This is a genomic window from Brevibacterium sp. SMBL_HHYL_HB1 (assembly GCF_018208375.1).
Lineage (GTDB): Bacteria > Actinomycetota > Actinomycetes > Actinomycetales > Brevibacteriaceae > Brevibacterium > Brevibacterium intestinavium.
Genome location: NZ_CP062936.1, coordinates 1,940,754 through 1,966,254 on the forward strand (window position 1 = coordinate 1,940,754; position 25,501 = coordinate 1,966,254).

At 66.3% G+C, this 25,501-nt stretch carries 25 protein-coding genes; 12 read left to right on the plus strand and 13 right to left on the minus strand.

Translation table 11 applies throughout. The annotated features are described in order from the left end of the window. Positions 1-138 precede the first annotated feature (138 nt). The 4 genes from IG171_RS09085 to ychF form a co-directional block, all read right to left on the minus strand. Entirely contained in the window at positions 139-447 is a 309-nt protein-coding gene (locus IG171_RS09085; protein ID WP_019619454.1) for a hypothetical protein, read from the minus strand. After that, positions 444-2,357 (minus strand): cation-translocating P-type ATPase, encoded by a 1,914-nt coding sequence (locus tag IG171_RS09090; RefSeq protein ID WP_051082907.1) that lies wholly within the window; start codon positions 2,355-2,357, stop codon positions 444-446. The genes IG171_RS09085 and IG171_RS09090 overlap by 4 nt, the downstream gene beginning before the upstream one ends. Then, positions 2,354-2,713: a metalloregulator ArsR/SmtB family transcription factor gene (locus IG171_RS09095; protein WP_019619456.1), complete on the minus strand. Its 360-nt coding sequence runs from the start codon at positions 2,711-2,713 to the stop codon at positions 2,354-2,356. The genes IG171_RS09090 and IG171_RS09095 overlap by 4 nt, the downstream gene beginning before the upstream one ends. A gap of 78 nt (positions 2,714-2,791) precedes the next feature. Next, the gene (gene ychF / locus IG171_RS09100; protein ID WP_212131329.1) at positions 2,792-3,877 is read right to left on the minus strand and encodes a redox-regulated ATPase YchF; all 1,086 of its coding nucleotides are present in this window, start codon (positions 3,875-3,877) and stop codon (positions 2,792-2,794) included. 72 nt (positions 3,878-3,949) lie between these two features. Here ychF and IG171_RS09105 point away from each other — a divergent pair, with 72 nt between their 5' ends. Next, the gene (locus IG171_RS09105) at positions 3,950-5,146 is read left to right on the plus strand and encodes a DNA recombination protein RmuC (protein ID WP_212131330.1); all 1,197 of its coding nucleotides are present in this window, start codon (positions 3,950-3,952) and stop codon (positions 5,144-5,146) included. Positions 5,147-5,160: 14 nt separating this feature from the next. On the opposite strand, the gene IG171_RS09110 is transcribed toward IG171_RS09105, so the two are convergent. Further along, positions 5,161-6,240 (minus strand): 4-hydroxy-3-methylbut-2-enyl diphosphate reductase, encoded by a 1,080-nt coding sequence (locus IG171_RS09110; RefSeq protein WP_212131331.1) that lies wholly within the window; start codon positions 6,238-6,240, stop codon positions 5,161-5,163. A 99-nt stretch (positions 6,241-6,339) separates the two neighbouring features. On the opposite strand from IG171_RS09110, the gene xseA reads away from it, so the two are divergent. After that, the gene (gene xseA, locus IG171_RS09115; protein ID WP_212131332.1) at positions 6,340-7,662 is read left to right on the plus strand and encodes an exodeoxyribonuclease VII large subunit; all 1,323 of its coding nucleotides are present in this window, start codon (positions 6,340-6,342) and stop codon (positions 7,660-7,662) included. 102 nt (positions 7,663-7,764) lie between these two features. Then, entirely contained in the window at positions 7,765-8,004 is a 240-nt protein-coding gene (locus tag IG171_RS09120) for an exodeoxyribonuclease VII small subunit (protein ID WP_212131333.1), read from the plus strand. A 73-nt stretch (positions 8,005-8,077) separates the two neighbouring features. Here the strand turns inward: IG171_RS09120 and IG171_RS09125 are convergent, their stop codons facing one another. Next, on the minus strand, positions 8,078-8,725 hold the full coding sequence (locus tag IG171_RS09125) for a DUF4245 domain-containing protein (RefSeq protein WP_249204222.1): 648 nt from the start codon (positions 8,723-8,725) through the stop codon (positions 8,078-8,080). A 116-nt stretch (positions 8,726-8,841) separates the two neighbouring features. Between IG171_RS09125 and glpX the strand changes: the two genes are divergently transcribed. The 3 genes from glpX to IG171_RS09140 all read left to right on the plus strand — a co-directional run bounded on the left by glpX (position 8,842) and on the right by IG171_RS09140 (position 12,130). After that, positions 8,842-9,966, plus strand: coding sequence for a class II fructose-bisphosphatase (gene glpX / locus IG171_RS09130; protein WP_212131335.1), 1,125 nt, complete (start codon positions 8,842-8,844; stop codon positions 9,964-9,966). Between the two features lie 68 nt (positions 9,967-10,034). Continuing rightward, complete coding sequence (locus IG171_RS09135; RefSeq protein WP_212131336.1) at positions 10,035-10,661, plus strand: carbonic anhydrase; 627 nt, start codon at positions 10,035-10,037, stop codon at positions 10,659-10,661. A 65-nt stretch (positions 10,662-10,726) separates the two neighbouring features. Continuing rightward, the gene (locus tag IG171_RS09140) at positions 10,727-12,130 is read left to right on the plus strand and encodes a class II fumarate hydratase (protein WP_212131337.1); all 1,404 of its coding nucleotides are present in this window, start codon (positions 10,727-10,729) and stop codon (positions 12,128-12,130) included. Between the two features lie 370 nt (positions 12,131-12,500). On the opposite strand, the gene IG171_RS09145 is transcribed toward IG171_RS09140, so the two are convergent. Continuing rightward, on the minus strand, positions 12,501-13,808 hold the full coding sequence (locus tag IG171_RS09145; RefSeq protein WP_212131338.1) for a PhoH family protein: 1,308 nt from the start codon (positions 13,806-13,808) through the stop codon (positions 12,501-12,503). 226 nt (positions 13,809-14,034) lie between these two features. Next, positions 14,035-14,796 (minus strand): isoprenyl transferase, encoded by a 762-nt coding sequence (locus tag IG171_RS09150; protein ID WP_212131339.1) that lies wholly within the window; start codon positions 14,794-14,796, stop codon positions 14,035-14,037. Between the two features lie 102 nt (positions 14,797-14,898). Here IG171_RS09150 and IG171_RS09155 point away from each other — a divergent pair, with 102 nt between their 5' ends. Then, entirely contained in the window at positions 14,899-15,678 is a 780-nt protein-coding gene (locus tag IG171_RS09155; RefSeq protein WP_212131340.1) for a hemolysin III family protein, read from the plus strand. A 94-nt stretch (positions 15,679-15,772) separates the two neighbouring features. Here IG171_RS09155 and IG171_RS19050 read toward each other — a convergent pair whose 3' ends face one another. Both IG171_RS19050 and mca read right to left on the minus strand, forming a co-directional pair. Next, positions 15,773-16,168: a hypothetical protein gene (locus IG171_RS19050; protein WP_249204224.1), complete on the minus strand. Its 396-nt coding sequence runs from the start codon at positions 16,166-16,168 to the stop codon at positions 15,773-15,775. Then, positions 16,165-17,232 carry a mycothiol conjugate amidase Mca gene (gene mca / locus IG171_RS09165; protein ID WP_212131341.1) on the minus strand — a complete coding sequence of 356 codons (1,068 nt, stop codon included), beginning with the start codon at positions 17,230-17,232 and terminating at the stop codon, positions 16,165-16,167. Before mca ends, IG171_RS19050 begins: the two co-directional genes overlap by 4 nt. 123 nt (positions 17,233-17,355) lie before the next feature. Here mca and IG171_RS09170 point away from each other — a divergent pair, with 123 nt between their 5' ends. Together IG171_RS09170 and greA are read left to right on the plus strand one after the other, a co-directional pair. Beyond that, positions 17,356-17,781, plus strand: coding sequence for a DUF4307 domain-containing protein (locus tag IG171_RS09170; protein WP_212131342.1), 426 nt, complete (start codon positions 17,356-17,358; stop codon positions 17,779-17,781). Between the two features lie 252 nt (positions 17,782-18,033). Then, a complete protein-coding gene (gene greA / locus IG171_RS09175; RefSeq protein ID WP_212131343.1) occupies positions 18,034-18,528 on the plus strand; it encodes a transcription elongation factor GreA in 495 nt (164 codons plus the stop codon). Positions 18,529-18,619: 91 nt separating this feature from the next. On the opposite strand, the gene IG171_RS09180 is transcribed toward greA, so the two are convergent. Next, entirely contained in the window at positions 18,620-20,146 is a 1,527-nt protein-coding gene (locus IG171_RS09180; RefSeq protein WP_249204231.1) for an AI-2E family transporter, read from the minus strand. Between the two features lie 64 nt (positions 20,147-20,210). Here IG171_RS09180 and IG171_RS09185 point away from each other — a divergent pair, with 64 nt between their 5' ends. From IG171_RS09185 to IG171_RS09195, 3 genes are all read left to right on the plus strand, one after another. Next, positions 20,211-21,131, plus strand: a complete 921-nt coding sequence (locus IG171_RS09185; protein WP_249204232.1) for an SGNH/GDSL hydrolase family protein — start codon at positions 20,211-20,213, stop codon at positions 21,129-21,131. Further along, a complete protein-coding gene (locus tag IG171_RS09190) occupies positions 21,128-21,811 on the plus strand; it encodes a Maf family protein (protein ID WP_212131344.1) in 684 nt (227 codons plus the stop codon). The genes IG171_RS09185 and IG171_RS09190 overlap by 4 nt, the downstream gene beginning before the upstream one ends. A gap of 123 nt (positions 21,812-21,934) precedes the next feature. Beyond that, entirely contained in the window at positions 21,935-23,746 is a 1,812-nt protein-coding gene (locus IG171_RS09195) for a biotin carboxylase N-terminal domain-containing protein (RefSeq protein WP_212131345.1), read from the plus strand. A 59-nt stretch (positions 23,747-23,805) separates the two neighbouring features. Here the strand turns inward: IG171_RS09195 and IG171_RS09200 are convergent, their stop codons facing one another. Then, the gene (locus IG171_RS09200) at positions 23,806-25,083 is read right to left on the minus strand and encodes a DUF6596 domain-containing protein (RefSeq protein ID WP_212131346.1); all 1,278 of its coding nucleotides are present in this window, start codon (positions 25,081-25,083) and stop codon (positions 23,806-23,808) included. Further along, positions 25,083-25,424, minus strand: a complete 342-nt coding sequence (locus tag IG171_RS09205; RefSeq protein ID WP_212131347.1) for a YciI family protein — start codon at positions 25,422-25,424, stop codon at positions 25,083-25,085. Before IG171_RS09205 ends, IG171_RS09200 begins: the two co-directional genes overlap by 1 nt. Positions 25,425-25,501: the final 77 nt, after the last annotated feature.

Genomic DNA, 25,501 nt, shown 5'->3' on the forward strand with positions numbered 1-25,501 from the left:
CGCTGGTCAACGCGATAGGCAGCCAATCGCCTCACACATTGAAGCGGAACTCCACCGATTTCCGGTACATACCACCCTCTTGAGGTGTGCAGTGAAGCGCTCGGCCCCGCGTCCGGGACCGACAGCTTGCGTTCGACGTCAACGATAGGTCTCGTGCAACGCCTCCTCGATCTGAGACGGAGTCGGTGCACCGGCGTACCCGCGCTCAGTCGCGTAGACCCGGCACGCGAGCGAGCGAACCGGTTGCGTCGGAAACAGGTCGACGCCGTCGACGAGGATCGTGGGCGAGCCTCCGAATCGGGTGTTCACCGCTTCGGTCTCGGTGTGGATCGTTACCAGCTCGATGGGCACTTCCGCGAGCTCGGCGGCATCCAGCGCGGCGCGCGCGTTTGCTTCGGCGATGGCCGTGTTCGGGCAGTCGACGATGTGCAGCAGTTCGACCTTCATACGATCTGCTCCTTCCGGGTCCGGGCCGCGCGCAAGCCATTGAGGATCACGATGACCTCCGCGATCTCGTGCACGAGCACCACGGCAGCGAGTCCCAGGACGCCGAAGAGGGCGAGCGGGAGCAGGGCGGTGATGATCAGCAGGGACAGGATGATGTTCTGGTTGATGATGTGCCTGCCGCGGCGGGCGTGGTCGAACGCCCGCGGGAGGAGCCGCAGGTCGTGGCCGGTGAAGGCGACGTCGGCGGACTCGATCGCGGCATCGGAGCCGGTCGCGCCCATCGCGATGCCGATGTCCGCGGCCGCCAGGGCGGGGGCGTCGTTGATGCCGTCGCCGATCATCGCGACCGAGCCGTGCCTGCCCAGCTCGCTGATCGCGGCGGCCTTGTCCTCGGGACGCAGCTCGGCGCGCACGTCCCCGATCCCGGCCTGCGCGGCCAGCGCGCGGGCGGTGCGGGCGTTGTCGCCGGTGAGCATGGTCATCCCGACGCCCTGGGCCGCGAGGGTGCGCACGACCTCTGGGACCTCGGGGCGCAGCTCGTCGCGGACCCCGATCGCGGCGACCGGGACCCCGTCGAGGTGCACAATGACGACGGTCATGCCCTGCTCCTCCAGGCCCGCGACCTGGTCCTTGAGCGTCCCCGAGTCCAGCCAGCGAGGGCTGCCGACGGTGACCCGGGCCCCGTCGAGGGTGCCTTCGATGCCGTGCCCGGCCTGCTCGGTGACGTCCAGGGCGGCGGGGGCTCCGGGTGCGGCGGCGGTGATCGCGGCGGCCAGCGGGTGGGTGCTGTGCTGCTCCAGGGATGCCGCCCAGGCCAGGGCCTGCGCCTCGGTCACGCCGTCGGCGGTGAGGACGGCGGTGACGGCGGGCTCGTTGCGGGTGAGGGTGCCGGTCTTGTCGACGGCGACGTGGCGGATCACGCCGAAGCGCTCGAACACGGCACCGGACTTGATGATCACGCCGAACCGGCTCGCCGAGCCGATCGCGGCGACGACGGTGAGCGGGACGGAGATCGCCAGCGCGCACGGCGACGCGGCGACGAGCACCACGAGGGCGCGGGTGATCCACAGCTCCGGGTCGCCGAGCAGCGAGCCGATGATCGCGACGAGAGCGGCGAGGATCAGCACGCCGGGCACGAGGGGTCGGGCGATCCGGTCGGCCAGCCGAGCGCGGTCTCCCTTCTCGGCCTGCGCCTGCTCGACCAGCTCCACGATCGTGGTCAGCGAGTTGTCCGTACCCGCCGCGGTCGCCTCGACCTCCAGGGCACCGGCGGTGTTGATCGCCCCGGCCGACACCGCGTCGCCGGGCTCGACCTCGACCGGGATCGACTCGCCGGTGATCGCGGAGGTATCCAGGCTCGACCGACCTGTGCGGACGATGCCGTCGGTCGCGATCCGCTCACCGGGGCGCACCAGCATGAGCTGCCCGACCTGGAGGTCTTTCGCGGCGACCTCGACCGTCGCGCCGTCGCGGCGGATGGTCGCTGTCTCAGGGACGAGTTTGAGCAGCGCCCGGAGCCCGCCGCGGGCGCGGTCCATCGCCTTGTCCTCCAGCGCCTCAGCGATCGAGTACAGGAACGCCAGGGCCGCGGCCTCCTCGACGTAGCCGAGGATCACCGCGCCAATGGCGCTGATCGTCATCAGCAGGCTGATGCCGAGCTTGCGCTTGAACAGTTTGCGGATCGCGCCCGGGGTGAACGTCGACGCTCCCAGCAGCAGACCGAGCCAGAACAGCACCAGCGCCAGGATCTCGAGCCCGGACCACTCCAGGACGAGACCGGTCAGGAAAGCGACGCCGGAGAGGACCGGGACCATGATCCCGCGGTCCCGCCACCAGGGTCGCTCCTGCACCTCCTCAACTGCTTCGCCGACCGTGGTCTCGGGCTCGTCGCAGCCGCACGCCGCGCTCATGCGCCTGCCCCCGTCCCGCAGCAGCCCGGCACCGGGCACTGGTCATCAACGCATGGCGCGTGCTCGTCGACGGCCAGCGTCACATCCACGAGCGCCGTGAGCGCCGCAGCGAGGTGCGGGTCGGCGATCTCGTAGCGCGTCTGCCGCCCCTCGGGCTCGGCGGCCACGATGCCACAGTCGCGCAGACAGGTCAGGTGGTTCGACACGTTCGACCGGGTCAGCTCCAGCTCGCGCGACAGCACCGCCGGATAGCTCGGGCCGTCGAGCAGGGTCATCAGGATCCGGGATCGCGTCGGGTCCGCCATGGCTCGGCCGAGCCGGTACATGACGTCGAGGCGTGAAGCAATGGTCAGCATGCACTGAACTATACAGTGCCTGCTGACCTATTTTGGTCATCGCATCGGCAGGTCAGACCGCTCGATCGACGCGAGAGGTTATACGGCGAAACGAAATTCCACCACATCGCCGTCGGCCATGACGTAGTCCTTGCCCTCCATGCGGACCTTGCCGGCGGCTTTCGCGGCAGCCATCGAACCGTGGGCGTCGAGCGCGTCGAAGGACACGACCTCGGCCTTGATGAAGCCCTTCTGGAAGTCGGTGTGGATGACTCCGGCCGCCTCGGGGGCGGTGGCTCCCTTGGGGATCGTCCATGCCCGGGATTCCTTCGGGCCGGCGGTCAGGTAGGTCTGCAGGCCGAGCGTGTCGAAGCCGACCCGGGCGAGCTGGTCGAGCCCGCTCTCCTCCTGACCGGTCGATTCGAGCATCTCGCGTGCCTCGTCCTCATCGAGTTCGGCGAGCTCGGATTCGAACTTCGCGTCGAGGAAGATCGCCTCGACGGGGGCCACGAGGGCCCGCATCTCGGCCTTCCTGTCCTCGTCGGCGAGCACCTCGTCGTCGACGTTGAAAACATACAGGAAAGGCTTGACGGTCATCAGCTGCAGCTCACGCAGCACGCTGACGTCGAAACCGTCGGCCTGCATCGCCTGGTAGAGCGTCTTCCCGCTCTCGAGGATCTCGGTGGCGGAATCGATCGCGCTCAGCTGCTCGGCGGGTGCGCGCTTGCCCTTGACTTCCTTCTCGATCCTGGGCCGAGCCTTCTCCAGGGTCTGGAGATCAGCGAGGATGAGTTCGGTGTTGATCGTGTCGATGTCGTCGCCGGGACTGATCTTGCCGTCGACGTGGACGACATCGTCATCGACGAATCCGCGGATGACCTGGCAGATGGCGTCGGCTTCGCGGATGTTGGCCAGGAACTGATTGCCCAGGCCCTCGCCTTCGGACGCACCGCGCACGATGCCGGCGATGTCAACGAAGTCAACGGTCGCATTGAGGATCTTCTCGGAGGAGAAGATCTCCGCCAGCCTCGTCAGCCGAGCATCCGGCAGAGGGACGACGCCCACGTTCGGTTCGATCGTTGCGAACGGGTAGTTCGCCGCGAGAACTTGGTTCTTGGTCAGTGCGTTAAACATGGTCGACTTGCCGACATTGGGCAGTCCCACGATTCCGATAGTCAAAGCCACGGTATCCCAGTCTAGCTGTCGCCGAGGCGGTGCTCGAATTCCCATGTCCGTGCCGTCTGACACGCTGGATCTATGAACGCTTTCCCCGCAACTGGTGTCATCATCGCCTTCATCGTGGCGATCGTCCTCGCCGCTGCCCTCGGCTTCCTCCTCGGACGCGCACTGACTCGGTCGCGCTACCTTGAGAGGCTCACTCGAGCCGAGACCACCTCGCGCATCCTGTCGGAGCGCACCGAGGATCTCGAAGCCGATGCGCAGATGGCCGGAGAGATCACTGCGGCCATCGGACCGCTGGCGGCGAGTGTGAAGAATCTGCAGGAGAACCTGCACTCCCAAGACCGGACGCAGATGGAGCAGATCACACGCCTGAATTCCCAGATCGGTCACCTCAGCCAACAGAACCTCCGTCTCCAGGAGTCCACCGGCTCATTGGCCAACGCCCTGAATTCAACCACCCACCGAGGCGACTGGGGCGAGGTCCAGCTCAAACGCATCGTCGAATACGCCGGGCTCCTCCCCCACGTCGACTTCGACACCCAGGTGACAGCCGACCGGGACGGCAAACGCCACCGCCCCGACATGGTCGTGCACCTGCCCGGCGGCGGCACCATCGTCATCGACGCGAAGACACCGCTGTCGGCACGGATGAACGGAGAAGGCAGTGACGCGTCGGCGGAAGGGGCGGACAGCGAAGATCATGCTCGGGCTCTGCTGCGCCATGTCGATGCGCTCGCGTCGAAGGAGTACTGGAAGGCCTTCGAGACCTCACCGGACTTCGTCGTCTGCTTCGTCCCCACCGACGGACTGCTCTCCTCAGCTGCGGCGAGCTATCCGAAGATGATCGACCACGCTCTGGGCAAGAACGTCGTTCTCGCCTCTCCGGCGACCCTGTTGGTGCTGCTGAAGACCGTGGCGCTCAATTGGCGCCAGGCCGATATGTCCACCTCGGCGACCGAGGTGCTCAGGCTCGGCACCGAACTCTACGAACGAGTCGGCACCCTGATCACCCATGTCTCGCGGATGGGATCCAGTCTCGATCGCTCGGTCGAGGACTACAACCGGTTCGTCTCATCGCTGGAATCACGGTTCCTCGTCACCGCACGGAAGTTCCCCTCGACGGGGATCGTCGCCGAGGAGCTCGACGCGGTCGCGGAACTCGATGCTCGCTCCCGCGGCGTCAGCGCAGAGGAACTCACGCGTCCCCGATCGAGGTCCTTCGATGATCGCGGCCCCACCGATCTGCGTGATCGGCACACGGGCACGAGCTGAGAGCCGAGGGGACGTCAGACGGTGCCGTGGCTGCGCTCGGCGCCGTCGGCACGGTTCGATGTCTTCTGCCCGGCGGCCTTGAGGTCTTTGCGCAGCTCCTTCGGCAGGGAGAACATGAGGTCCTCCTCGGCGGTGACGACCTCCTCGACGGCGTCGAATCCGTAGTCGGCCAGCAGCGACAGCACATCCTGAACGAGATTCTCGGGCACGCTGGCTCCGGACGTCACTCCGACGGTGGCGACATCGTGGAACCAGGTTTCGTCGATCTCACGGGCGAAGTCGACGCGGTGAGCCGTCTTCGCCCCGTTCTCGAGGGCGACCTCGACCAGGCGCACGGAGTTCGACGAGTTCGCCGAGCCGACGACGAGCACGAGGTCTGCTTCGGGAGCGATCTTCTTCACCGCGACCTGCCGGTTCTGCGTGGCGTAGCAGATGTCGTCGCTGGGCGGGTCCTGCAGCTGTGGGAAGCGTTCGCGCAGAATATCGACGGTCGCCATCGTCTCGTCCACGCTCAGGGTCGTCTGGGAGATCCACACGAGCTTCGCATCGGCGGGCACGCTGACGGTGCGCGCTTCTTCGGGACTCTGGACGAGGGTGATGTGCTCCGGCGCCTCACCCATGGTCCCTTCGACCTCCTCATGACCGGCATGACCGACCAACAGGATCCGGAAACCGTCCCGAGCGAACCGGATCGCCTCTTTGTGCACTTTCGTCACCAGGGGGCAGGTCGCATCGATCGTGGACAGGGACCGTTCGGCCGCCTCGGCGTGGACGGTCGGTGAGACTCCATGGGCGGAGAACACGACGCGTGCCCCTTCCGGAACCTCGTCGGTCTCGGCGACGAAGACGGCACCGCGTTCGGACAGGGTCTCGACGACATGCCTGTTGTGCACGATCTCCTTGCGCACATAGATCGGGGCGCCGTAGTGTTCGATGGCGCGTTCGACGGCAATCACCGCGCGATCGACTCCGGCGCAGTAGCCGCGCGGTGCGGCCAACAGGATTCGCTGCTGGGTGCCGGCAGGGGTCCGGATCTCATCCGGAGTCAGGCGCTGACGCGGAATCGTCGGGGTGGGAACGGAAACGGCGGTCATCTCTTCAGTCTAAGCCGGGGACGCGGACAACGCCTAGGAACCGAGATATGGGCTGAGTCAGTGCCGTTCGTTAGGCTTATGATCGGAAGGGGACACACCATGGCGCAACGAATCTCCGGTACTCCCGGAACACTCGGCGAGTCCGTCGAGCCGAAGGAGCTCGCCGCCACCGCAGCCGAGACCACGGCGGAGAACCCGTGGCCCTTGAGCCTGCTGTCGTCGAAGATGAAGTCCTATATCGATCGCATGTCGAGCGTGTGGATCGAGGGACAGGTCGTCGAACTCAATCATCGCGGCAAGGCCAGCTATCTGACGCTGCGCGACTCCGACGTCGAGATGTCGCTGCCGGTGCAGATCTGGAGAAACGTCCTCGAGCGCACCGGTGCCCCGCTGACCGAGGGCAGCCATGTCGTGGCCAACCTCAAAGCCGACTTCTGGGCGAAGACCGGTCGGCTGACGATGCGGGCCAATGACATCCGCGCAGTGGGGCTGGGCGAACTGCTCGCCCGACTCGAACGTCTGAAGAAGCAGTTGGCGGCAGAGGGTCTCTTCGACCCGGGCCGGAAGCTGCGTCTGCCGTTCCTGCCGAATCGCATCGGTCTCATCACCGGCCGTGACTCGGATGCGCAGAAGGACGTCGTGCGCAATGTGCACCTGCGGTGGCCGGCCGCGCAGTTCGAGATCCGCAACTGCGCCGTGCAGGGCCCCGATGCGGTCCCCGGTGTGATGAGGAACCTCGCCGAGCTCGATGAGGACCCGCAGATCGACGTCATCGTCATCGCCCGCGGCGGCGGCAGCATGGAGGACCTCCTGCCCTTCTCCAACGAGGCCCTGGTCCGCGGCGTCTCCGATGCCCGCACCCCGGTCGTCTCCGCTATCGGACACGAGGCCGACCGTCCCATCCTCGACGAGGTCGCCGATATGCGCGCCTCGACACCGACGGATGCGGCCAAGAGGATCGTGCCCGACGTCGCCGAAGAGGGGATGAACCTCCTGCGGGCCCGGGCCGAGCTCGAGGCCGCGGTCAACCGCATTCTCGACAGGGAGCAGGAGATGCTCACCGCCGTGCGCTCACGACCGGTGCTGGCCGAACCGCAGACTCTGATCACCGCGCACGAGAACGAACTGGCAACGATCCGTCGTCGCAGTCTGCAGGCGACGAACGGGCTGGTCCTCCAAGCCCAGAACGAGATCCACCACCTCCGCTCACAGGCCCGTTCCCTCTCGCCCCTGCGCACCCTCGAACGCGGGTACGCCGTGGTGCAGACCGATGCGGGTCAGGCCGTCCGGGATGCCGCCGATGTGGCTGCGGGAGACACGGTCCATGTGCGGGTCGCTCAGGGCCGCTTCGATGCCGAGATCACCGAGACCACGCCCGAACCCGACAGCCCTGCAGCCGACAGTCCCGGGGCCGGGAGCTGACGCCCGAGTCGCAGCGCTCACAGCTCCGAATCCCGGCAGCCTTGGATCCGCGCACCGGAGCGGATCCACAACAGTTCCACCGTCGCTACGAAGGAGACACCGATGACCGAACCGGCCACGCAGCAGGATCAGCCCGACATCAGCACGCTCAGCTACGAGCAGGCGCGCGAAGAGCTCGTCATGACCGTCAAACGTCTCGAGACCGGAAATCTGCCGCTCGAGGAATCGCTGCGCCTGTGGGAGCGCGGCGAGGCACTGGCCGATCGTTGCCAGTCCTGGCTCGACGGAGCCAGAGAGCGCCTCGACAAGGCCCGCGAGGAAACCGCCGAAGACAGCGAGTGAACGCAGTCACCGCAGCTGTGCGGTCGGTTCGGCCGGTCGTTTCAGCTGCGCAGCCGCTGTCGGGGCGGCGCAGTCACTTCAGCTGAGCGGCCACCTGATCGGCGAAGGAGTTAATCGTGTCCGGTGACGCCGTCGCAGTGATGACGACGTACACGTCGTCACTGTGCGTGACCCAGTATTCCTTCGCATCGTCGGTGCGATAGACCTGGAAATCGAATCCGCCGACGGTCAGCGTCTCGACGGCCGCAGCACCTTCGGTCTTCTTCTTCGCCCAGTTCTGGCTCGCCTTGGCCTGTTCGATGCTCACCCACTGGTCCTCGGGTCCGATGAACGACATGTACCACGACACGTATTCGGAGTCATTGAAGCGGTCGAGGCTCGCTTCGTTCGCCGACCAGCCGCGGGGGATCTGCGGGATGATGAGGTCGAAGTCGGCATTGCCTTCGGACTGTTCGGCGATGCCCTGATAGTCGACGACGCGTTCGGAGTCGACCTCGGGCTGAGGCGCGATGAACAGGATCCCCACGACAACCGCCAGGCAGGCGAGGATGGCGATGATCATATTCACCCAGTTCGAGTTCCTCCGCAGGAAGCGCATCTCTTCCCGCGACCCCGGCAGCATCACTCCGGACTCGTCAGCCATGGACTCTCCCTTGGGGGTCGGCGTCGCATCATCGACCGCTCGCGTCCCCGTCTCGTAGGCGGCATTTCGGACATTCACATCGCCATTGTCCTCGTCTCGCGCGCGAAGAGCCAATCACCATGCCGCCTGTGGTCGGGACCACAACCACATGCCGCTGTCGCGACCCTCATCACAGGGGTGGCACAATTGGACGCATGAGTGACTCCAAAGAACCTGTTGACGCGAAATCTCACCATGACCGAGGACGAGTCGATGAGGAGGCTCCCCCCGTCGCTGTGACCGACAGCTGGTCACAGCAAGCACAGGTCAGCGGAGATGCGCCCGATCGCAACCTCGCCCTCGAACTGGTCCGAGTCACCGAGGCGGCCGCGATCGCCGCCGCCCCCTGGGTCGGCCGTGGCGACAAGAACGCCGCCGACGGTGCCGCCGTGGCCGCGATGCGCAATGTCATCTCCACCGTCCGGATGGCCGGCAACGTCGTCATCGGTGAGGGCGAGAAGGACGAAGCTCCGATGCTGTTCAACGGCGAGCAGGTCGGCGACGGCACCGGCCCCCACTGCGATGTGGCCGTCGATCCGATCGACGGAACCCGGCTGACCGCTCTCGGCATGCCCAACGCGATCTCGGTCATGGCCGTCACCGAGGATGGTGCCATGTACGATCCCTCGGCCGTGTTCTATATGGAGAAGCTCGTCACCGGACCGGCTGCCGCAGATGCCGTCGACCTGCGCCTGCCGATCGCCGAGAACATCCGGCGCGTGGCCAAGGCAAAGCGCACGAAAGACCCCGCCTCGGTGACCGTGATGATCCTCGACCGTCCCCGCCATCAGCAGATGATCGATGAGGTCCGCGCCGCCGGGGCCCGCATCCAGCTCATCACCGACGGTGATGTCGCCGGAGCCATCGCCGCCTGCCGCCCCGGCACGGGAGTCGACATGCTCATGGGCATCGGCGGCACCCCCGAGGGCATCATCACCGCCTGCGCCATCAAGGCCCTCGGCGGAGTCATCCAGGGTCGTCTGTGGCCCCAGGACGACTCCGAACGCGAAGCCGCCGCCGCGGCCGGCCTCGACGTCAATCAGGTCCTCAACACCGACGACCTGGTCACCGGCGACAACAGCTACTTCGTAGCCACCGGCATCACGAACGGCGACCTGCTGAACGGAGTGAAGTTCCAGGGCGGTCATGTCACCACTCATTCGCTGGTCATGCGGTCGAAGTCGGGCACCGTCCGACAGGTCTTCGCCGAGCACCAGACCGCGAAGACCCACTCATACATGGAGGCCGCCGAGGAGGCCGCGCGACGCGGTCTCATCTGACCTCCCTGACCGGGCCCGGCCCCGGGGCCGGCGTCACCATCTCGAAATCGGAAGCAGGTTCGAAAGCGATGCCCAATCTAGCGTGGAATCGACTCTTGGAGGGAAATCGGCGGTTCGTCGACGACGTTCCGCAGCACCCCAACCAGGACACCGCACGACGCGAAGCGCTGTCGAACGATCAGAAGCCCTTCGTCACCCTCTTCGGCTGCTCGGATTCCCGCGTCGCCGCTGAGATGATCTTCGACGTCGGCCTCGGCGATATGTTCGTCGTCCGCAACGCCGGTCAGGTCATCGACCCGGTCACCCTCGGCTCGCTCGAGTACGGCGTCGAAATGCTCGACACTCCCCTGCTCGTCGTCCTCGGCCACGACAGCTGCGGGGCCGTGACGGCTGCCTATGACTCCTACGATTCCGGTGAGACTCCCTCCGGTTTCATCTCCGATGTCGTCGCTCGACTCCTGCCCACCGTGGCCAGGGCCAGGAAGAACAACCGGACGACGATCAACGAAACCGTCGCCCAGAACACCATGGACACGGTCGATAAGATCATGCAGCTGTCGACGATCATCAAGACCGCCGTCGACGAGGGCCGACTCATCATCGTCGGTCTGACCTACCAGCTCCATGACGGACACACCACGGTCGTCGCCCAGTACGGGGGCGACGAGGCGGCCGTGTCGAACTACGCTTCCTGAGCCTCGACCGCCTCGGTGGTCGACTTCACCGACAACTCCCCGACAGCACAACGGAAAGGACAGCAATGAGCGAAGAGTTTCGCATCGAACACGACACCATGGGTGAGGTCAAGGTCCCCAAGGACGCCCTCTACAGCGCCCAGACCCAGCGCGCGGTCGAGAACTTCCCGATCTCCGGAAAGACCCTCGAATCGGCTCATATCGCCGCTCTGGCACAGGTGAAGAAGGCCGCTGCGAAGGCCAATCTCGAGCTCGGCGTCCTCGACAAGGCCCGCTCCACGGCCATCCAGAACGCCGCCGACGCGGTCATCGCCGGTGAGCACGATGGACACTTCCCCATCGACGTGTTCCAGACCGGTTCGGGGACCTCGTCGAATATGAACACCAATGAGGTTCTGGCCTCGCTGGCGACCAAGGCGCTCGAGGCCGACGGAATCAACGTTCACCCGAACGATCACGTCAACGCCTCCCAGTCCTCGAACGACGTCTTCCCCACCTCCGTGCACCTGGCCGTGACGAAGGCCCTTGTGAACACGCTCATCCCGGCCATGGAGACCCTGGCGACCTCGCTGGAGAAGAAGGCCGAGGAGTTCTCCTCCATCGTCAAATCCGGCCGCACCCACCTCATGGACGCCACCCCGGTGACGCTGGGCCAGGAGTTCGGCGGATACGCTGCGCAGGTCCGCTACGGCATCGAGCGCATCGAGGCCTCACTGCCCCGCATCGCCGAGGTGCCACAGGGAGGGACCGCCGTGGGCACCGGCATCAACACCCCCGACGGCTTCTCCTCCCGCGTGATCGAGATCCTCGCCGAGGAGACAGATCTGCCGATCACCGAGGCCCGCAACCACTTCGAGGCCCAGGCCAACCGCGACGGGCTGATCGAGGCCTCCGGTCAGCTGCGGACCATCGCCTACGGCTACATGAAGATCTGCAACGACCTGCGCTGGATGGGGTCGGGCCCGAACACGGGTCTCGGCGAACTCGCGATCCCCGATCTGCAGCCCGGTTCCTCGATCATGCCCGGCAAGGTCAACCCGGTCATCTGTGAAGCCACCATCCAGGTCGCCGCCCAGGTGATCGGCAACGACACCACCGTTTCGCTGTCGTCGACCAACGGTGCGTTCGAACTCAATGTCGGCATCCCCGTCATGGCCTCGAACCTGCTCGAGTCGATCCGGCTGCTCGCGAACTCCTCGACCGTGATGGCTGAGAAGATGATCGACGGTCTCGCAGCCAATGAGGAGCGCGCCCGCTTCCTGGCCGAGGCGAGCCCGTCCATCGTCACCCCGCTGAACAAGGTCATCGGCTACGAGGCTGCGGCGAAGATCGCCAAGCACGCCGTGGCCAACAAGATGACGGTCAAGGAGGCCACGGTCGCACTCGGGTTCGTCGAAGACGGATCGATCACCGAGGCCGACCTCGACAAGGCGCTCGACGTGACCACGATGATCGGCAACTACAAGTAAGCCTCACGCTCGAGTTCGCTGAAAGGGGCGGCCCACCGGTTGTCGGTGGGCCGCCCCTCATGCTTCGTCGCGGTGGCGTCGCGTCTCTGGGCGCTCAGGGCCCGGTCGCGCCACGTTTGTGTCGCACAGAGCCCGGTCGCGCCACGTTTGTGTCGCACAGAGCCCGGTCGCGCCACGTTTGTGGTCACCGCACCGAGGCGGAATGGCCGATTCGGGCGAATCACCTCGGCGCGGTGACCACAAACGGGCCGATCTTGTGACCACAAGCGCCTCGACGCAGCGACGGCTTACGAACAGACGCCTCGTCTCGTCGCCTCGCGCCTGCTCTCAACGTCTCCTCTCGTCGCTTCCCGCCGCGTCTCGAGGCGGCTCAGGCCCGGAAGGGGTCGAATTCCTCGAGCACGTCGGTGACCAGTGCCGCGATCTCCGAACGCTCCGAGCGCGTGAGGGTCACATGGGCGAAGAGATCGTGGCCCTTGAGCTTCTCGATCACCGCGGCGATGCCGTCATGGCGGCCGACGCGCAGGTTGTCTCGCTGAGCGACGTCATGAGTGAGCACGACCTTCGAATTCATGCCGATGCGCGAGAGCACGGTCAGCAGCACATTGCGCTCCAGGGACTGCGCCTCATCGACGATGACGAATGCGTCATGGAGCGAACGCCCCCTGATGTGCGTCAGCGGCAGCACTTCGAGGATCTCCCGGTTGACCACCTCGTCGATGACGTTCTTGCTCACCAGGGCGCTCAGGGTGTCGAACACCGCCTCGGCCCAGGGGTTCATCTTCTCCCCCTCGCTGCCGGGCAGGAAACCGAGATTCTGACCGCCCACCGCGTAGATCGGCCGGAAGACCATGATCTTCGAGTGCTCGTCCTCCTCGAGCACCTTCTGCAGACCGGCCATGAGGGCGAGCGCGGACTTCCCCGTTCCGGCTCGCCCTCCCAGGGAGACGATTCCCAACGCGTCGTCGAGCAGCAGGTCGATGGCGATCCTCTGCTCCGCCGAACGTCCGTGGACTCCGAAGATGTCCCGGTCCCCGCGCACCATGGACACCCGATTGCCGGGCTGGACCCTGCCGAGGCCGGACCCGCGCGGGGAGGTGATGACGAGGCCGGTGTTGACGATCTCATCGGACACGGCCTCGGTGACGACCGAGCCCGAGTCGTAGAGTTCGCTCATCTGCTCGTCGTCGAGACCGACCTCGCTCATCCCGGTGAAGCCGGAGTCGGTGGCCAGTTCGGCCAGATACTCTTCGGCGTGCAGTCCCAAAGCCGAGGCCTTCACGCGCATCGGAACGTCCTTGGTCACCACGACCACATCGTGTCCTTCGGCCGAGAGGTTGCGCGCCACGGCCAGGATGCGCGTGTCGTTCTCCGTGCGGTCGAACCCGACCGGCATCGTCGAAGCGTCGATGTGGTTGAGTTCGACGCGCAGCGTCCCCCCGGCCTCCCCGACGGGAATGGGCTGGTCCAGCCGGTCGAAGTCCGACCGGAAGTCATCGAGGATGTGCAGGGCCTTGCGAGCAGTGAAGCCGAGTTCCGAGTGATTGCGCTTCGCTTCGAGCTCGGAGACGACGATGAGCGGGATGACGACATGGTGTTCGGCGAAGCGCAGAAGAGCGCCCGGATCCGAGAGCAGCACAGATGTGTCGAGAACGTAGGTATGGACATTTTCAGCCATGAGGACCTCTGTGGCGTGAGTTCCGCCGAGATCCGGTTCAGACATCCCCCGATCTCGGGTTGGTGTCGACCAACTACTGCCAACCTAACCCGGTTCGGCTCCGGGTTCGGTACCGGCACGCGTGTTCGGGAAAGTCGTGACCATGAACTCGGACTGAACGCGCGTTGGCCGACGAGAAGCCGGCAAGAAACGGTCAGGAACGCTCCCGGCGCCGGGAGCAGGGAGGCTATTTGCCGAACCGGCGCTGTCGCAGCCCGTAGTCGCGGACGGCGCGGAGGAAGTCCGTGCGGCGGAAATCCGGCCAATAGGCTTCGCAGAAGTAGAACTCGGAATAGGCGCTCTGCCACATCAGGAACCCCGACAGCCGCTGCTCTCCGGAGGAGCGGATGATGAGGTCGGGGTCGGGCTGGCCCTTGGTGTAGAGGTGCTCGCCGATCTGCTCCGGGGACAGTTCGGAGATGATCGTCTCGAGATCCGTGCCGTCGTCGTTGCGGGCCCGCAGCAGGGATCTGACGGCGTTGACGATCTCCTGCCGACCGCCGTAGCCGACGGCGACGTTGACGCGCATTCCGCAGTCGGAGTCCGTGGTCACTGCCTCGAGCCGGGCGCGCAGGTCCGCCGGCACGATTTCGAGATCGCCGACCAGCTGCACTCCGACGCCGTCGAGGGCGGCGATCTTCTCCACCAGGTCGGAGATGATCTCGATGAGGATCGAGACCTCTTCGGCCGACCGTGCGAGGTTCTCCTTGGACAGGACGTAGAGAGTGACGATCTCGACGTCGATCTCGAAGCACCAGCCGAGGAACTCGACGATCTTCGCCGCTCCCGCCCGGTGCCCGTCGGCGGTGGTCGCCCCGAACTCCCTGGCCCACCGCCGATTGCCGTCGGTGATGACTCCGACGTGGCGGGGAACCGGCACCGACTTGTCGAGCTCGCGTTTGAGTCGTCGCTCGTACAGCCGATAGAGCAGGTTCACCGGTCGGGCCACAGCTGTCTTCTTTCGCGTTGTTCGCAGTCAGGTTCGGACACGTACAGACTACTAGCCGACGATGCTGAATGAGGCCTCAGACCCGCTCGATACCATGGTGTCATGAATGCTCCGGCCACCGAACCCTCATCAGTCGTTCCCGACGGCTCCCGCGCCGATGCCCCGCCCCCACGGGTCGACATGCCCTATCCCCTGCACATCGCCCGGCGACGCTCCGCGCTGCGTGCCGAGCTGACCAAACTCGCCGGGCATGTGAAGCCGAAGCTGCGCGGTTGGTTCCATGCCGGGGCGTTCCCCCTGGCGATGCTCGGCGGACTCGCGCTGGTGATCATCTCACCGACGATCGAGTCGCGCATCGCGGCGGCCATCTTCGCGATCACCGGGATGCTGCTCTTCGGCACCTCGGCCGTCTACCATCGCGGACGCTGGCGCACCCGAGCCCGCCTCATCCTGCGCCGCCTCGACCACGCCAACATCTTCCTCATCACGGCCGGAACCTACACCCCGCTGGCCGTGCTCATGCTCCGCACCGACCAAGCGGTCCTGCTGCTGTCGGTGCTGTGGGGCGCAGCGGCACTCGGTGCCGCCTTCCGCACGATCTTCACCACCGCGCCGAGGTGGCTCTTCGTTCCCATCTATGTCGGCTTCGGTGTGGCCGGAGTCGGATACATTCCCCAGATCTGGGCGACGAATCCCGCCGTCGGCATCCTCGTCGTCATCGGCGGTGTCTGCTATATCGCCGGAGCGGTGGTCTACGGCATCAAACGGCCCAATCCCTCACCGAAATGGCTCGGCTTCCACGAGATCTTCCACATCCTCACGATCTTCGGCTACGGATGCCATCTCGCGGCACTGATCGTCGCGGCCGTCGCCGCGTACTGAACCTCCCGGCCCACGACGGTCGAGGGCGCGGTCAGCATCGGGTGATCGCGCCCTTCGCCTGAACGGAGCCTGCCTCTCAGACGGAGCCCGAGCCTCAGTCTCGCTCGTCTGGAGTCTCGGACGTCGGGCCGGAGGCCTCGGAATCACGATCGGAGGTGCTGTCGTCGGAAGCGGGTGAACCGGCGTCGGCCGAACCGCCGTCGGGCCCGGCCGGAGGAGCCGCGGAGGCGGGGCCGTCCTTCGGCCCCTCCGGTCCCGACAGCTTCGACTGGTTGGGCACCACATGCCGACGCAGCGGGATCGGGTAGGCATCGGTCTCTCCCGAGCGCGCCCGCACCCGACGGACCCGTCGGAGGGCATCGCGGATGAGGAAGATCACGACGACGGCCACGGCCAAGGTGGCGAGGAAGCCGATCGTTCCCGGTGTCACCAGGTCCGGATCCGGGGCACCACCGCCGGGGGTCGATTCGGGTGTGGACGCGATGATCATGCGTGGGTGTCACTTTCGGTCAAGGCGGCGGATCCCTCTGCGCCGGACTGCCCTGGGCCCGCCACGGGAGAATCCGGGTCCGAGGCTGGGTCTGCGGCTTCCTTCTCGGCCTCGGGGGTGTCCGGCAGCATCCCCGCGTCGGGGACACGACGACCGTCGTCGAAGGTCACCGCCGCAAACAGGTCGCCCTCCTGGAAGTCGACTCCCGGGCGCAGCGGCTCTCGGTCCGTCCGGTCGAGAGCCAATTCGAATTCCTCCGTCGGCCAGTAGGTTCGGGCGGCCTTGCGTGAGGCCGAGAAGAACCCGCCCTCGGGGTCGATCTGAGTGGCATGCGAGAGCAGTGCCCGATCTCTGGCCGGGAAGAACTCCGCGCAGGGGATCTGAGTGCTCAGCCAGTTGTTGCGCTTGCTGTCGCGCTTCTTGAAGTCTTCAAGATGTTCGGCGAACGGGGATTCGAGTCCCGCCTCGGTCATCTTCTCGTGGATGGTGATCCACTTCTTCGCCGACAGGTCCTGGTTGTAGTAGACCTTCTGCACCTGCCAGGGCTCGCCGAGTTCGGGATGAGCCGTTCCGTCGGCGGCCGCCGCGACCGCGGCCATGGTCACGGCGTGGTTCTTGATGTGGTCGGGATGCGGGTAGCCGCCGAGCTCGTCATAGGTGGTCACCACCTGCGGTCGGAAGGTGCGGATGATGTGGACCAGCGGCAGCATGGCCACCTCGTCGGGCACGCGGTAGAAGCATCCGGGCGGTGTCTGATTGTCGAAGTCTCCATCGGGCAGGCCCGAATCGACATGGCCGACCCACACGTGTTCGGCGCCGAGAGCCGCCGCTGCGGTGGCCATCTCCTCGCGACGCAGGCCGGCGATGTCGCGGCTGGCCTTCGGACTCTGCAGCAGTGCGGGGTTGAGGATGTCTCCGGCTTCGCCGCCGGTCATGGTCGCGATGAGGACCCGTGCTCCCAGTGAGGCGTACTTCGCGCTCGTAGCCGCACCCTTCGAGGATTCGTCGTCGGGGTGGGCATGGACCGCCAGCAGACGCAGCCCGTGGTACGGAAGCGAAGTCATATCCTAAATGTCCCTTTCGATTCAGCCTGGTGGCCTTCCTCTGCCGAGATTGCGGCTGACATGCTCGTCGGCAGAGGATCGACTACTCTAGATTAGTGCGCGAAGTACTCAAAGAGGAATTCAATGACTGAGGTAACAGTGGCCGAACCACTGCACGATGATCGTTACGGACGGACCCGGAAGCCGAAGCGGAATCTGAGCCGCAGGGCGAAGATCATCGCCGCTGCCGTCGTCGTTGTCGCGATCGCAGTCATCGCCTTCGTCTCGTTCAGGCCGCAGACGGAGCCCACGACACCGCGGACCCTTGACTATTTGGTTGTCGACTCCTCTACAACGCAGGTCAGCGTCGGAATATTTCCCGATCAGGAACGCGATGTGCACTGCACCGTCCAGGCGACGAACGAGAACGAAGCCGTCGTCGGCTTCACCGAGGTCACCGTTCCCGCCGACCCCGACGCCGATCCGAACTCACCGAGGCAGATCGACCTCGACCTGGCCACGACGCAGCTGGCCGCTTCGGGACACGTCGACTCCTGCTGGTTCGAATAGAACGACCCGGTTCGCGCCGGCTCGGGTCGACTCGCCGCGAGTCCGCTTGCGGCGAGTCGAACGGGTCTCGCACTCATTCGTCTCCTGCCGCCGGATTCTCCACCTCGACGGCGGGAACGTGACTCAGCTCATCGTGTTTCCGCGCGGATGCGTTACACTGTAGTTTCATTCATCTTCCGGGCGTGCCCATACGCCCGGTTTTTTCGTTGCCTGACATGCCTGTCAGTGCACCGAACCGAAGAAGGAGAAGTCATGACCGAGGAAGTCACCCAGGAAGAAACATGGTTGACCCAGGAAGCCTTTGACCGTCTGTCGAAGGAACTCGAGCATCTCTCCGGACCGGGTCGTGCAGAGATTGCTGAGAAGATCGAAGCCGCCCGCGACGAGGGTGACTTGAAGGAGAACAGCGGTTATCACGCGGCGCGTGACGAGCAGGGCAAGCAGGAAGCACGCATCCGTCAGCTCGAGGTGCTGCTGCGCAACGCGAAGGTCGGCTCCAGCGACAGCGACGGCAAGACCGTGGCTCCCGGCTCCGTGGTCAACGCCACCGTCGCCGGCAACTCGATGCGGTTCCTGCTGGGCAACCGCGAGATCGCCGGCGACTCCGATATCGACGTCTTCTCGGAGAAGTCGCCGCTCGGTGCCGCCGTCATCGGTGTCAAGGCCGGAGACACGAGCTCCTACGAAGCGCCCAACGGAAAGACCATCGAGGTCAAGGTCGAGTCGGTGGAGGCCTTCACCGGCTGAGCTGAGTACTCGATCCGGCCGAAGGACTCTGGTTCCTTCGACACACGGCAGTGGGCGGGAGACACCTCCCGCCCACTGCTGTATTCATAACTCACTTCCGTCGGCGCCGCGGCCCCTTGGGACCCTTCCCCGTGTCGGGGGAACCTGCGGAATCCGTCCCGGCGTCTCCGGCTGCTGAGCCGACGCCGCCGGTTTCCGTCCCGGCCCCCGCCGCGCTTCCAGCATCCGCCGCGCTTCCGGCCCCCACCGTCGCGCCTGCGCCCGCTGCGGTCGAGCGGTCGGCCGGCGTCGCGTCGGAGCCACGCCCGGCGGCGTCGACCGTCTTCGCAGTTGGGTCACCAGTCGGCTCGTCCTCGGCCTGCCTGCCGCCGTGATCGGCTGATGCCTCCCCGGCGTCCTCGGAGCCGCTGGCCCGAGCGATGTATCCGACCACGCTGTTGAGCACGGCCACCAGCGGAACTGCGAACAGGGCACCGACGATGCCGAAGAGGAAACCGCCTCCGGTGACCGCGAGGATCACGGCCAGCGGATGGACGGACACGGCTTTGCCCATGAGGAAGGGTTGGAGCACCTGACTCTCGATCTGCTGCACGCCGATGACGACGGCCAACATGATCACCGCACTGACCAAACCGTTCGAGACCAGTGCGACGAGCACGGCCACGGCGCCGGAGGCGATAGCGCCGACGACCGGGACGAAGGAGGTCAGGAACACGAGCAGGGTCATGGGAATGACCAGCGGAACCCCGAGGAAAGCGGCGCCGATGCCGATGCCGATGGCGTCGACGGCGGCGACGAGGATCTGCACGCGCACGTATTGGACGAGTGTGGTCCAGCCCCGCCGCGAGGCACCGGTGGCCACCGGGCGCGCCGGGATCGGCAGCAGCTTCATCACCCAACGGAAGATGTTCTCTCCGTCGTAGAGGAAGAAGAACGTCGTGAACAGGCACACGGCCATACCGGTGAGGAAGGTGCCGACAGAGGAGGTGGCCTCCAAGGCACCGCCGAGGAGCTGGCTGCTGTTGCTCTGGAAGAAGTTCGTGGCGGTATTGATGCCTTCGTCGATATACCCCGAGATCGTCGAGGAGTCGATGCCGAAGGGGCTGGTGGCCAGCCAGCTGCTGATTCCCGACACACCGGCGATGACCTGCCGGACGAGGTCGGGCATCCCGGAGTAGATCTGCTGACCGACGAGACCGAAGAGGCCGAGCACGACGACGATGAAGCCGACGAACGAGATCGCTGCGGCCCCGCCGCGGGGCATTCCCTTCTTGACCAGCCATGCGGTCGGAGGTGCGAGCAGCGCGGCCAGCAGCAGTGCGATGAGCACCGGCAGCACGACGCTGGAGATCTTCGACAGCAGCCACAGGGCAACGCCGACGGCGACGAGGACGATGAGCGATCGCCACGACCACGCCGCGGCGAGCTTGAGTCCGGGAGACACATAGGGCGGGGCCTCGGCCTCGATGCGACTGAGAGCGATCTCCTCGGCACTGACGTCGCGCGGCTGCTCAGTCTCGGGCTCAGGCCGGGAGCGGGAGGACTCACGTCCTCGTCGGAATGCTTCCCACGCCCCACGGAAACGGTTCGGGGAATGCTGGTGATCGTTTTCGGTCATGGCTCAACAATAGTTGTTGATGCCGTGACAAAGGTGCAATGATGACGGCGGAGGAGGGAATTCCGTGGGAAAACGCATGATCTGCACGCTGGCGACCATGGGGGCGACAGCTGTCGGAGCCGGAGCTTCGGCGGTGGGCCTCCTCCGTCACCAAGCGGGTTCGCTGCGCAGAGCCTTCGACGAGGACGAGAATCGTCCTCATTCCACCTTCGCCGAGGCGATCGCCGCCCCGCGCCACCGCGACGATGACGATTCGGCGGCCTTGGCCATCATCGGTGACTCCTGGCTGTGCGGTGTCGACGTCGATGCCGAGCAGGCCCCGCCCACACTCATCGGCCGCGGATTGGCCCGCATACTCGGCACCACTGTGCGTGTGCAGACCACCGCCCGCCCCTCGGCCCTGTCGGACGACCTCCACTGGCAGGTCGATGAGGTGCTCCGCTCGGCCTGGCTGTCACGACAGCTGTCGGAGACGTGGAACGACTCCCGCCGGTTCGCGATCATCTCCATCGGCACCGGTGACATCATCCACCCGATCCAGGCGACCATCGGCATTCCCGTCCTCAACCAAGCGATCAATCGGCTCCAACGCGAGGGCCGCTACACGGTCTTCGTCCTCGTCTGCCCCAATCTCGGCGGCCTGCCGGGACTGCGCGATCCGCTCAAGACCTCGCTGCGACGCACCTCCCGGGTCCTTGCCGGATCCCAATGGCTGGCAGCCCTGGCCGCGCGGGCGGTTCCGCTGCGGGCGACGAACTCCCTGAGCGGGACGAAGCGGAAGTCCCTGCTCAATGAGTCCGGCCGATTCCCCAGTGAACTCGGATACGCACAGCTGTCGTCGACCCTGCTGGCAGCGATCGCCGAACGCATCGAGGCTCCGGTCGTGGTCGACCGCAGCCTCGACGTGCCGGAGAAGGGAGAGTCGGCGCGCCGCCGGGACCTCGTCCCGGGCCCCCGACCGAACCCACCGGCGGTCGCCTCGTGATCCCGGTCGTTCTGGCCTCGCAGTCGCCTGCCCGCCGACAGATCCTGACCGCGGCCGGCATCGATCCGCAGATCATCGTCTCCGAAGTCGACGAGCGCGCCATCGAGGCCGGATTCACCGGTTCGGTCGGCGATCTGACCACAGCGCTGTCGGAGGCGAAAGCCCGCGCCGTCATCGACCGCATCCGCCGCTGCCCTCCCCCGGAGCTGACCGGGAACGGGACCGTCGTCGTCATCGCCGGCGATTCGCTCCTCGAACATGCCGGGCAGGCCATCGGCAAACCCGGAACGGCCGAACGGACCCGCGCGGTATGGTCCGAGATCGCCGGGCAGTGGACACAGCTGCACACGGGCCACACCGTCGCCGTACTCACCGACGCTGACGACCGGGACGCCTCAACCGAGACCTCAGCTGCCGGCCTCAGCGCGATCCGCTCGCGCCGGTCGACGACCTCGGTGCTCATCGGGTCTCCGAGCCCGGAGGAACTCGAGGCCTATATCGCCACCGAGGAGCCCTTCCAGGTGGCGGGAGCGCTGACCATCGACGGTTACGGCGGAGCCTTCGTCGATCGCCTCGACGGCGACCATCTCACCGTTCTCGGTCTCAGCCTTCCGGTCGTGCGGGAATTGGTCACGGACATGGGCCTGTTCTGGCCGGATCTGTGGTCGCCGAAGGGCTAGAATCGATCAGGGTCGTGTGACACGCCCGGAGTCGTTGAAGTTTTCGCTCGAACTTTTTATCGCTGGCCTACAAAGTGTTGGTGTCGTTCTCTAAATTGTTCTGTGATCATACAAAGGAGCGCCATGACCACAGTCCTCCCCGAAGCAACGACCGCGGTGCTGCGCACCACTGTGCCGACCGCAGCCGTCACCCGAGTCCTCATCGCCAACCGCGGTGAGATCGCTCTGCGCATCATCCGGGCCGCCCACGACCTCGGCATCAGGGCCGTCGCCGTGTACACCCGCGCCGATTCCGACGCCGATTTCGTCGACCTCGCCGACGACGCCTGGCTGCTGGACGGGTCCGGAGCCGGGGAGACCTACCTCGACGTCGACAAGATCCTCGCCCTGGCCAAACGCTCCGGAGCCGACGCGATCCACCCCGGGTACGGCTATCTGGCCGAGAACTCCGGCTTCGCCCAGGCCGTCATCGAAGCGGGACTGACCTGGATCGGGCCGCCGCCGGCCGCGATCGAACTGCTCGGCGACAAATCAGGCGCCCGCGCCGTGGCCGAAGCCGTCAAAGCTCCCGTCGCACCCGGTTCCAATGGGGCCGTGGCCGATCTGGCCGAAGCGGCGAAGGTCGCCGAGGGCATCGGCTTCCCGGTCGTCGTCAAGGCCGTCCACGGCGGTGGCGGTCGCGGATTCCGCGCCTGCGCCTGCGCAGACGACCTCGAGTCCGCCTACACGGCCGCGACCCGCGAGGCCCAGAGCGCGTTCGGCCGCGGTGAGTGCCTCATCGAGAAGCAGATCGTGCGCCCGCGGCACATCGAGACGCAGTGCCTGGCCGATGCCCACGGCAATGTCCGCATCGTGTCGACCCGTGACTGCACTCTGCAGCGTCGCAATCAGAAGATCGTCGAGGAGGCCCCGGCACCGTTCCTGTCGGCCGACCAGGAGCGCGTCGTCTCCGAGGCGTCGGCGCGACTGCTCGCCCATGTCGGCTACGTCGGCGCCGCCACGTGCGAGTTCCTCCTCGGTGAGGACGGCACGATCATCTTCATGGAAGCCAATGCGCGCATCCAGGTCGAACACACCGTCACCGAGGAGGTCACGGGAGTCGACCTCGTCGGCTGGCAGATGCGCATCGCCTCCGGCGAGGTTCTGCCCGAGCAGTTCCCCGCCGCCCGCGGCCATTCCTTCCAGTTCCGGATCAACGCCGAGGATCCGACCACGTTCTTCCCCGCCACCGGCACCGTGAAGAACTACCGTGCCCCTTCCGGACCCGGTGTGCGTCTGGACTCGGGCATCGGTGAGGGCAGTGCGGTCGGTACGGACTTCGATCCGATGCTGGCCAAACTCATCGTCACCGGAGCGACCCGCGACGAGGCTCTGGCCCGTGCCCGACGGGCGCTGTCGGAATACCGCATCGAGGGAGTGTCGACTCTGCTGCCGCTGCATCGGGTCCTCGTCTCGCAGAAGGCCTTCGCCACCGATTTCGAGGTCTGGACCAATTGGCTCGAGACCGCCTTCGTCAATCCGCTCGCCGAACCGCAGACAGGAGATCACATGAGCACTCCGACCGACAGCTTCAGCGTCGTGGTCGAGGTCGACGGCCGTCGGATGACCGTCTCGGTCCCCAAGGACGTCATTTCCGACCTCGGGCACGTTCCCAGCCCCACCGTGCCGCGTCGCAAGCGCAGCCTCTCCAGCCGCAAGGGTGCGAAGATCGCCGACGATTCGAACTCGCTCAACGCTCCCATGCAGGGCACCATCGTCTCCGTCGCCGTCAGTGCCGGCGACACCGTCGAAGCCGGCGATACCTTGGCCGTGATCGAGGCGATGAAGATGGAGCAGCCGCTCAAGGCCGGTCACTCGGGCACCGTCTCCGAGGTGCTCGTCGATGCCGGTGCCGCGGTGAAGTCGGGCGAGGCGATCATTCGCTTCGCCGCCTGAGACCGTTTCGTCCGTGGCCGGGCGTCTGCAGTCCGGCGGCCACGACCGTCCTGTCCGGGTCACCGATCGAGGTCGGCGACCCGGGCAGCGATGTATTCGGACTCGGCTTCGTTGCCCGGGCACTCGAGCGCGACCGCATACGCTTCCTCCGCTTCGCCGGGTCGACCGAGATCGGTCAAGGTGATCGCCCTCGCTGTGTGGAAGGGCCGGTGCCTCTGCAGGCGGGGATCGTCGGCGAGTTCGTCGAGGGCGCGCAGTCCGGCCTCGGGGCCGCAGACCTGCCCGAGGGCGATCGCCGCATTGAGTGCGACGACCGGGGACGGGTCGAGCTGAGCGAGCATGCGATAGAGGACGAGGATCTGCGGCCAGTCCGTGTCGGAGAAGTTCGCTGCCTCGGCGTGGAGGGTCGCGATCGCCGCCTGAATGGTGAACACGTCCGAACCCGCCTCTGCGGCGGCGGTGCGGACGAGTCCGATTCCCTCGGCGACGAGGTGGGAGTCCCACAGGCTGCGGTCCTGTTCCGACAGAGGCACCGGAGAGCCGTCGGCAGACACGCGGGCACGGTCCCTGGCATGCGTGAGCAGCAGCAGAGCAAGCAGACCCCGGACCTCCGTCTCGGCCGGCAGGAGTTCGGCAAGCAGCCGTGCCAGTCGGATCGCCTCCTTCTGCAGATCGACTCGCGTGTGGGTGGCTCCGGAGGTCGCATTGATGCCGTGGGTGAAGATGAGGCTGATGACGCGCAGGACTCCCGGCAGTCGGTCGACGAGCTCATCCGGTCCGGGACGTCCGAATGGGATCCCGGTCTTCGCGATCCGCTTCTTCGCGCGCACGATCCGCTGCTGCATCGTCGGGGTCTCGAGGAGGAAACCGGCGGCGACCTCGGCGGTGGTCAGCCCTGAGAGAAAACGCAGGATGAGCACGATCCTCTCGTCGACGCGCAGGGTCGGATGGGAGCATGTGAAGAACAGCCCCAGCCGTTCGTCGGGGATGTCGGCACTCGAGATCTCCTCACCGAGGCGGCCGGCATGGTCGTCATGATCGCCCGGTCGCAGTTCGTCCTCGATCCACAGCCGGGAGAGATGACGGGTGCGCACCTCATCGGCGCGGAGGCGGTCGATCGCACGGTTCTTCGCCGTGGCCATCAGCCACGCCTGGGGTCGGGCGGGCACACCGCGGCCGGGCCACGTCTCGACCGCGCGGAGCACGGCATCGTGGAGGGCCTCCTCGGCGAGGTCGAAATCGCGGAATCGATTGGCCAACGCCGCGAGCAGCCGCCCACGATCCTCCTCGCTGACGGCGCTGAGGATCCGGACGGCCGCCTCGGGGTCGGTGTCCATCAGTAGTCGGCGACCGGGCGGATCTCGATATGGCCGCCTCTCACCCCGGGGCACTTCTTCGCCCAGGCGATCGCCTCGTCGATGTCCGCCGCCTCGATGACGTAGCTGCCGCCCACGAAGTCGTTCGATTCGGCGGAGGGACCGGAGGTGACGATGGACTCACCGTCGGATTCGCTGACGCGGACTCCGAACTCGGGACCGTCGAGGGCGAACCCGCCGACGACGACCCCGGCCTCGGTGATCTCCTTGTCGAAGGCCATGAACTCGCTCGGGTCCGCGCCTCCGGTCTCTCCGCAGTCGGGGTCCCCGCTGCGGCCCATGAGCAGAAGTGCGTATTTCATGTCTGTCTCCCTGTCATCTCTGGTGTCACGCCGGGCGGCCTGACACCATCATGACGGGTGAGCAGCGTGGAGATCGA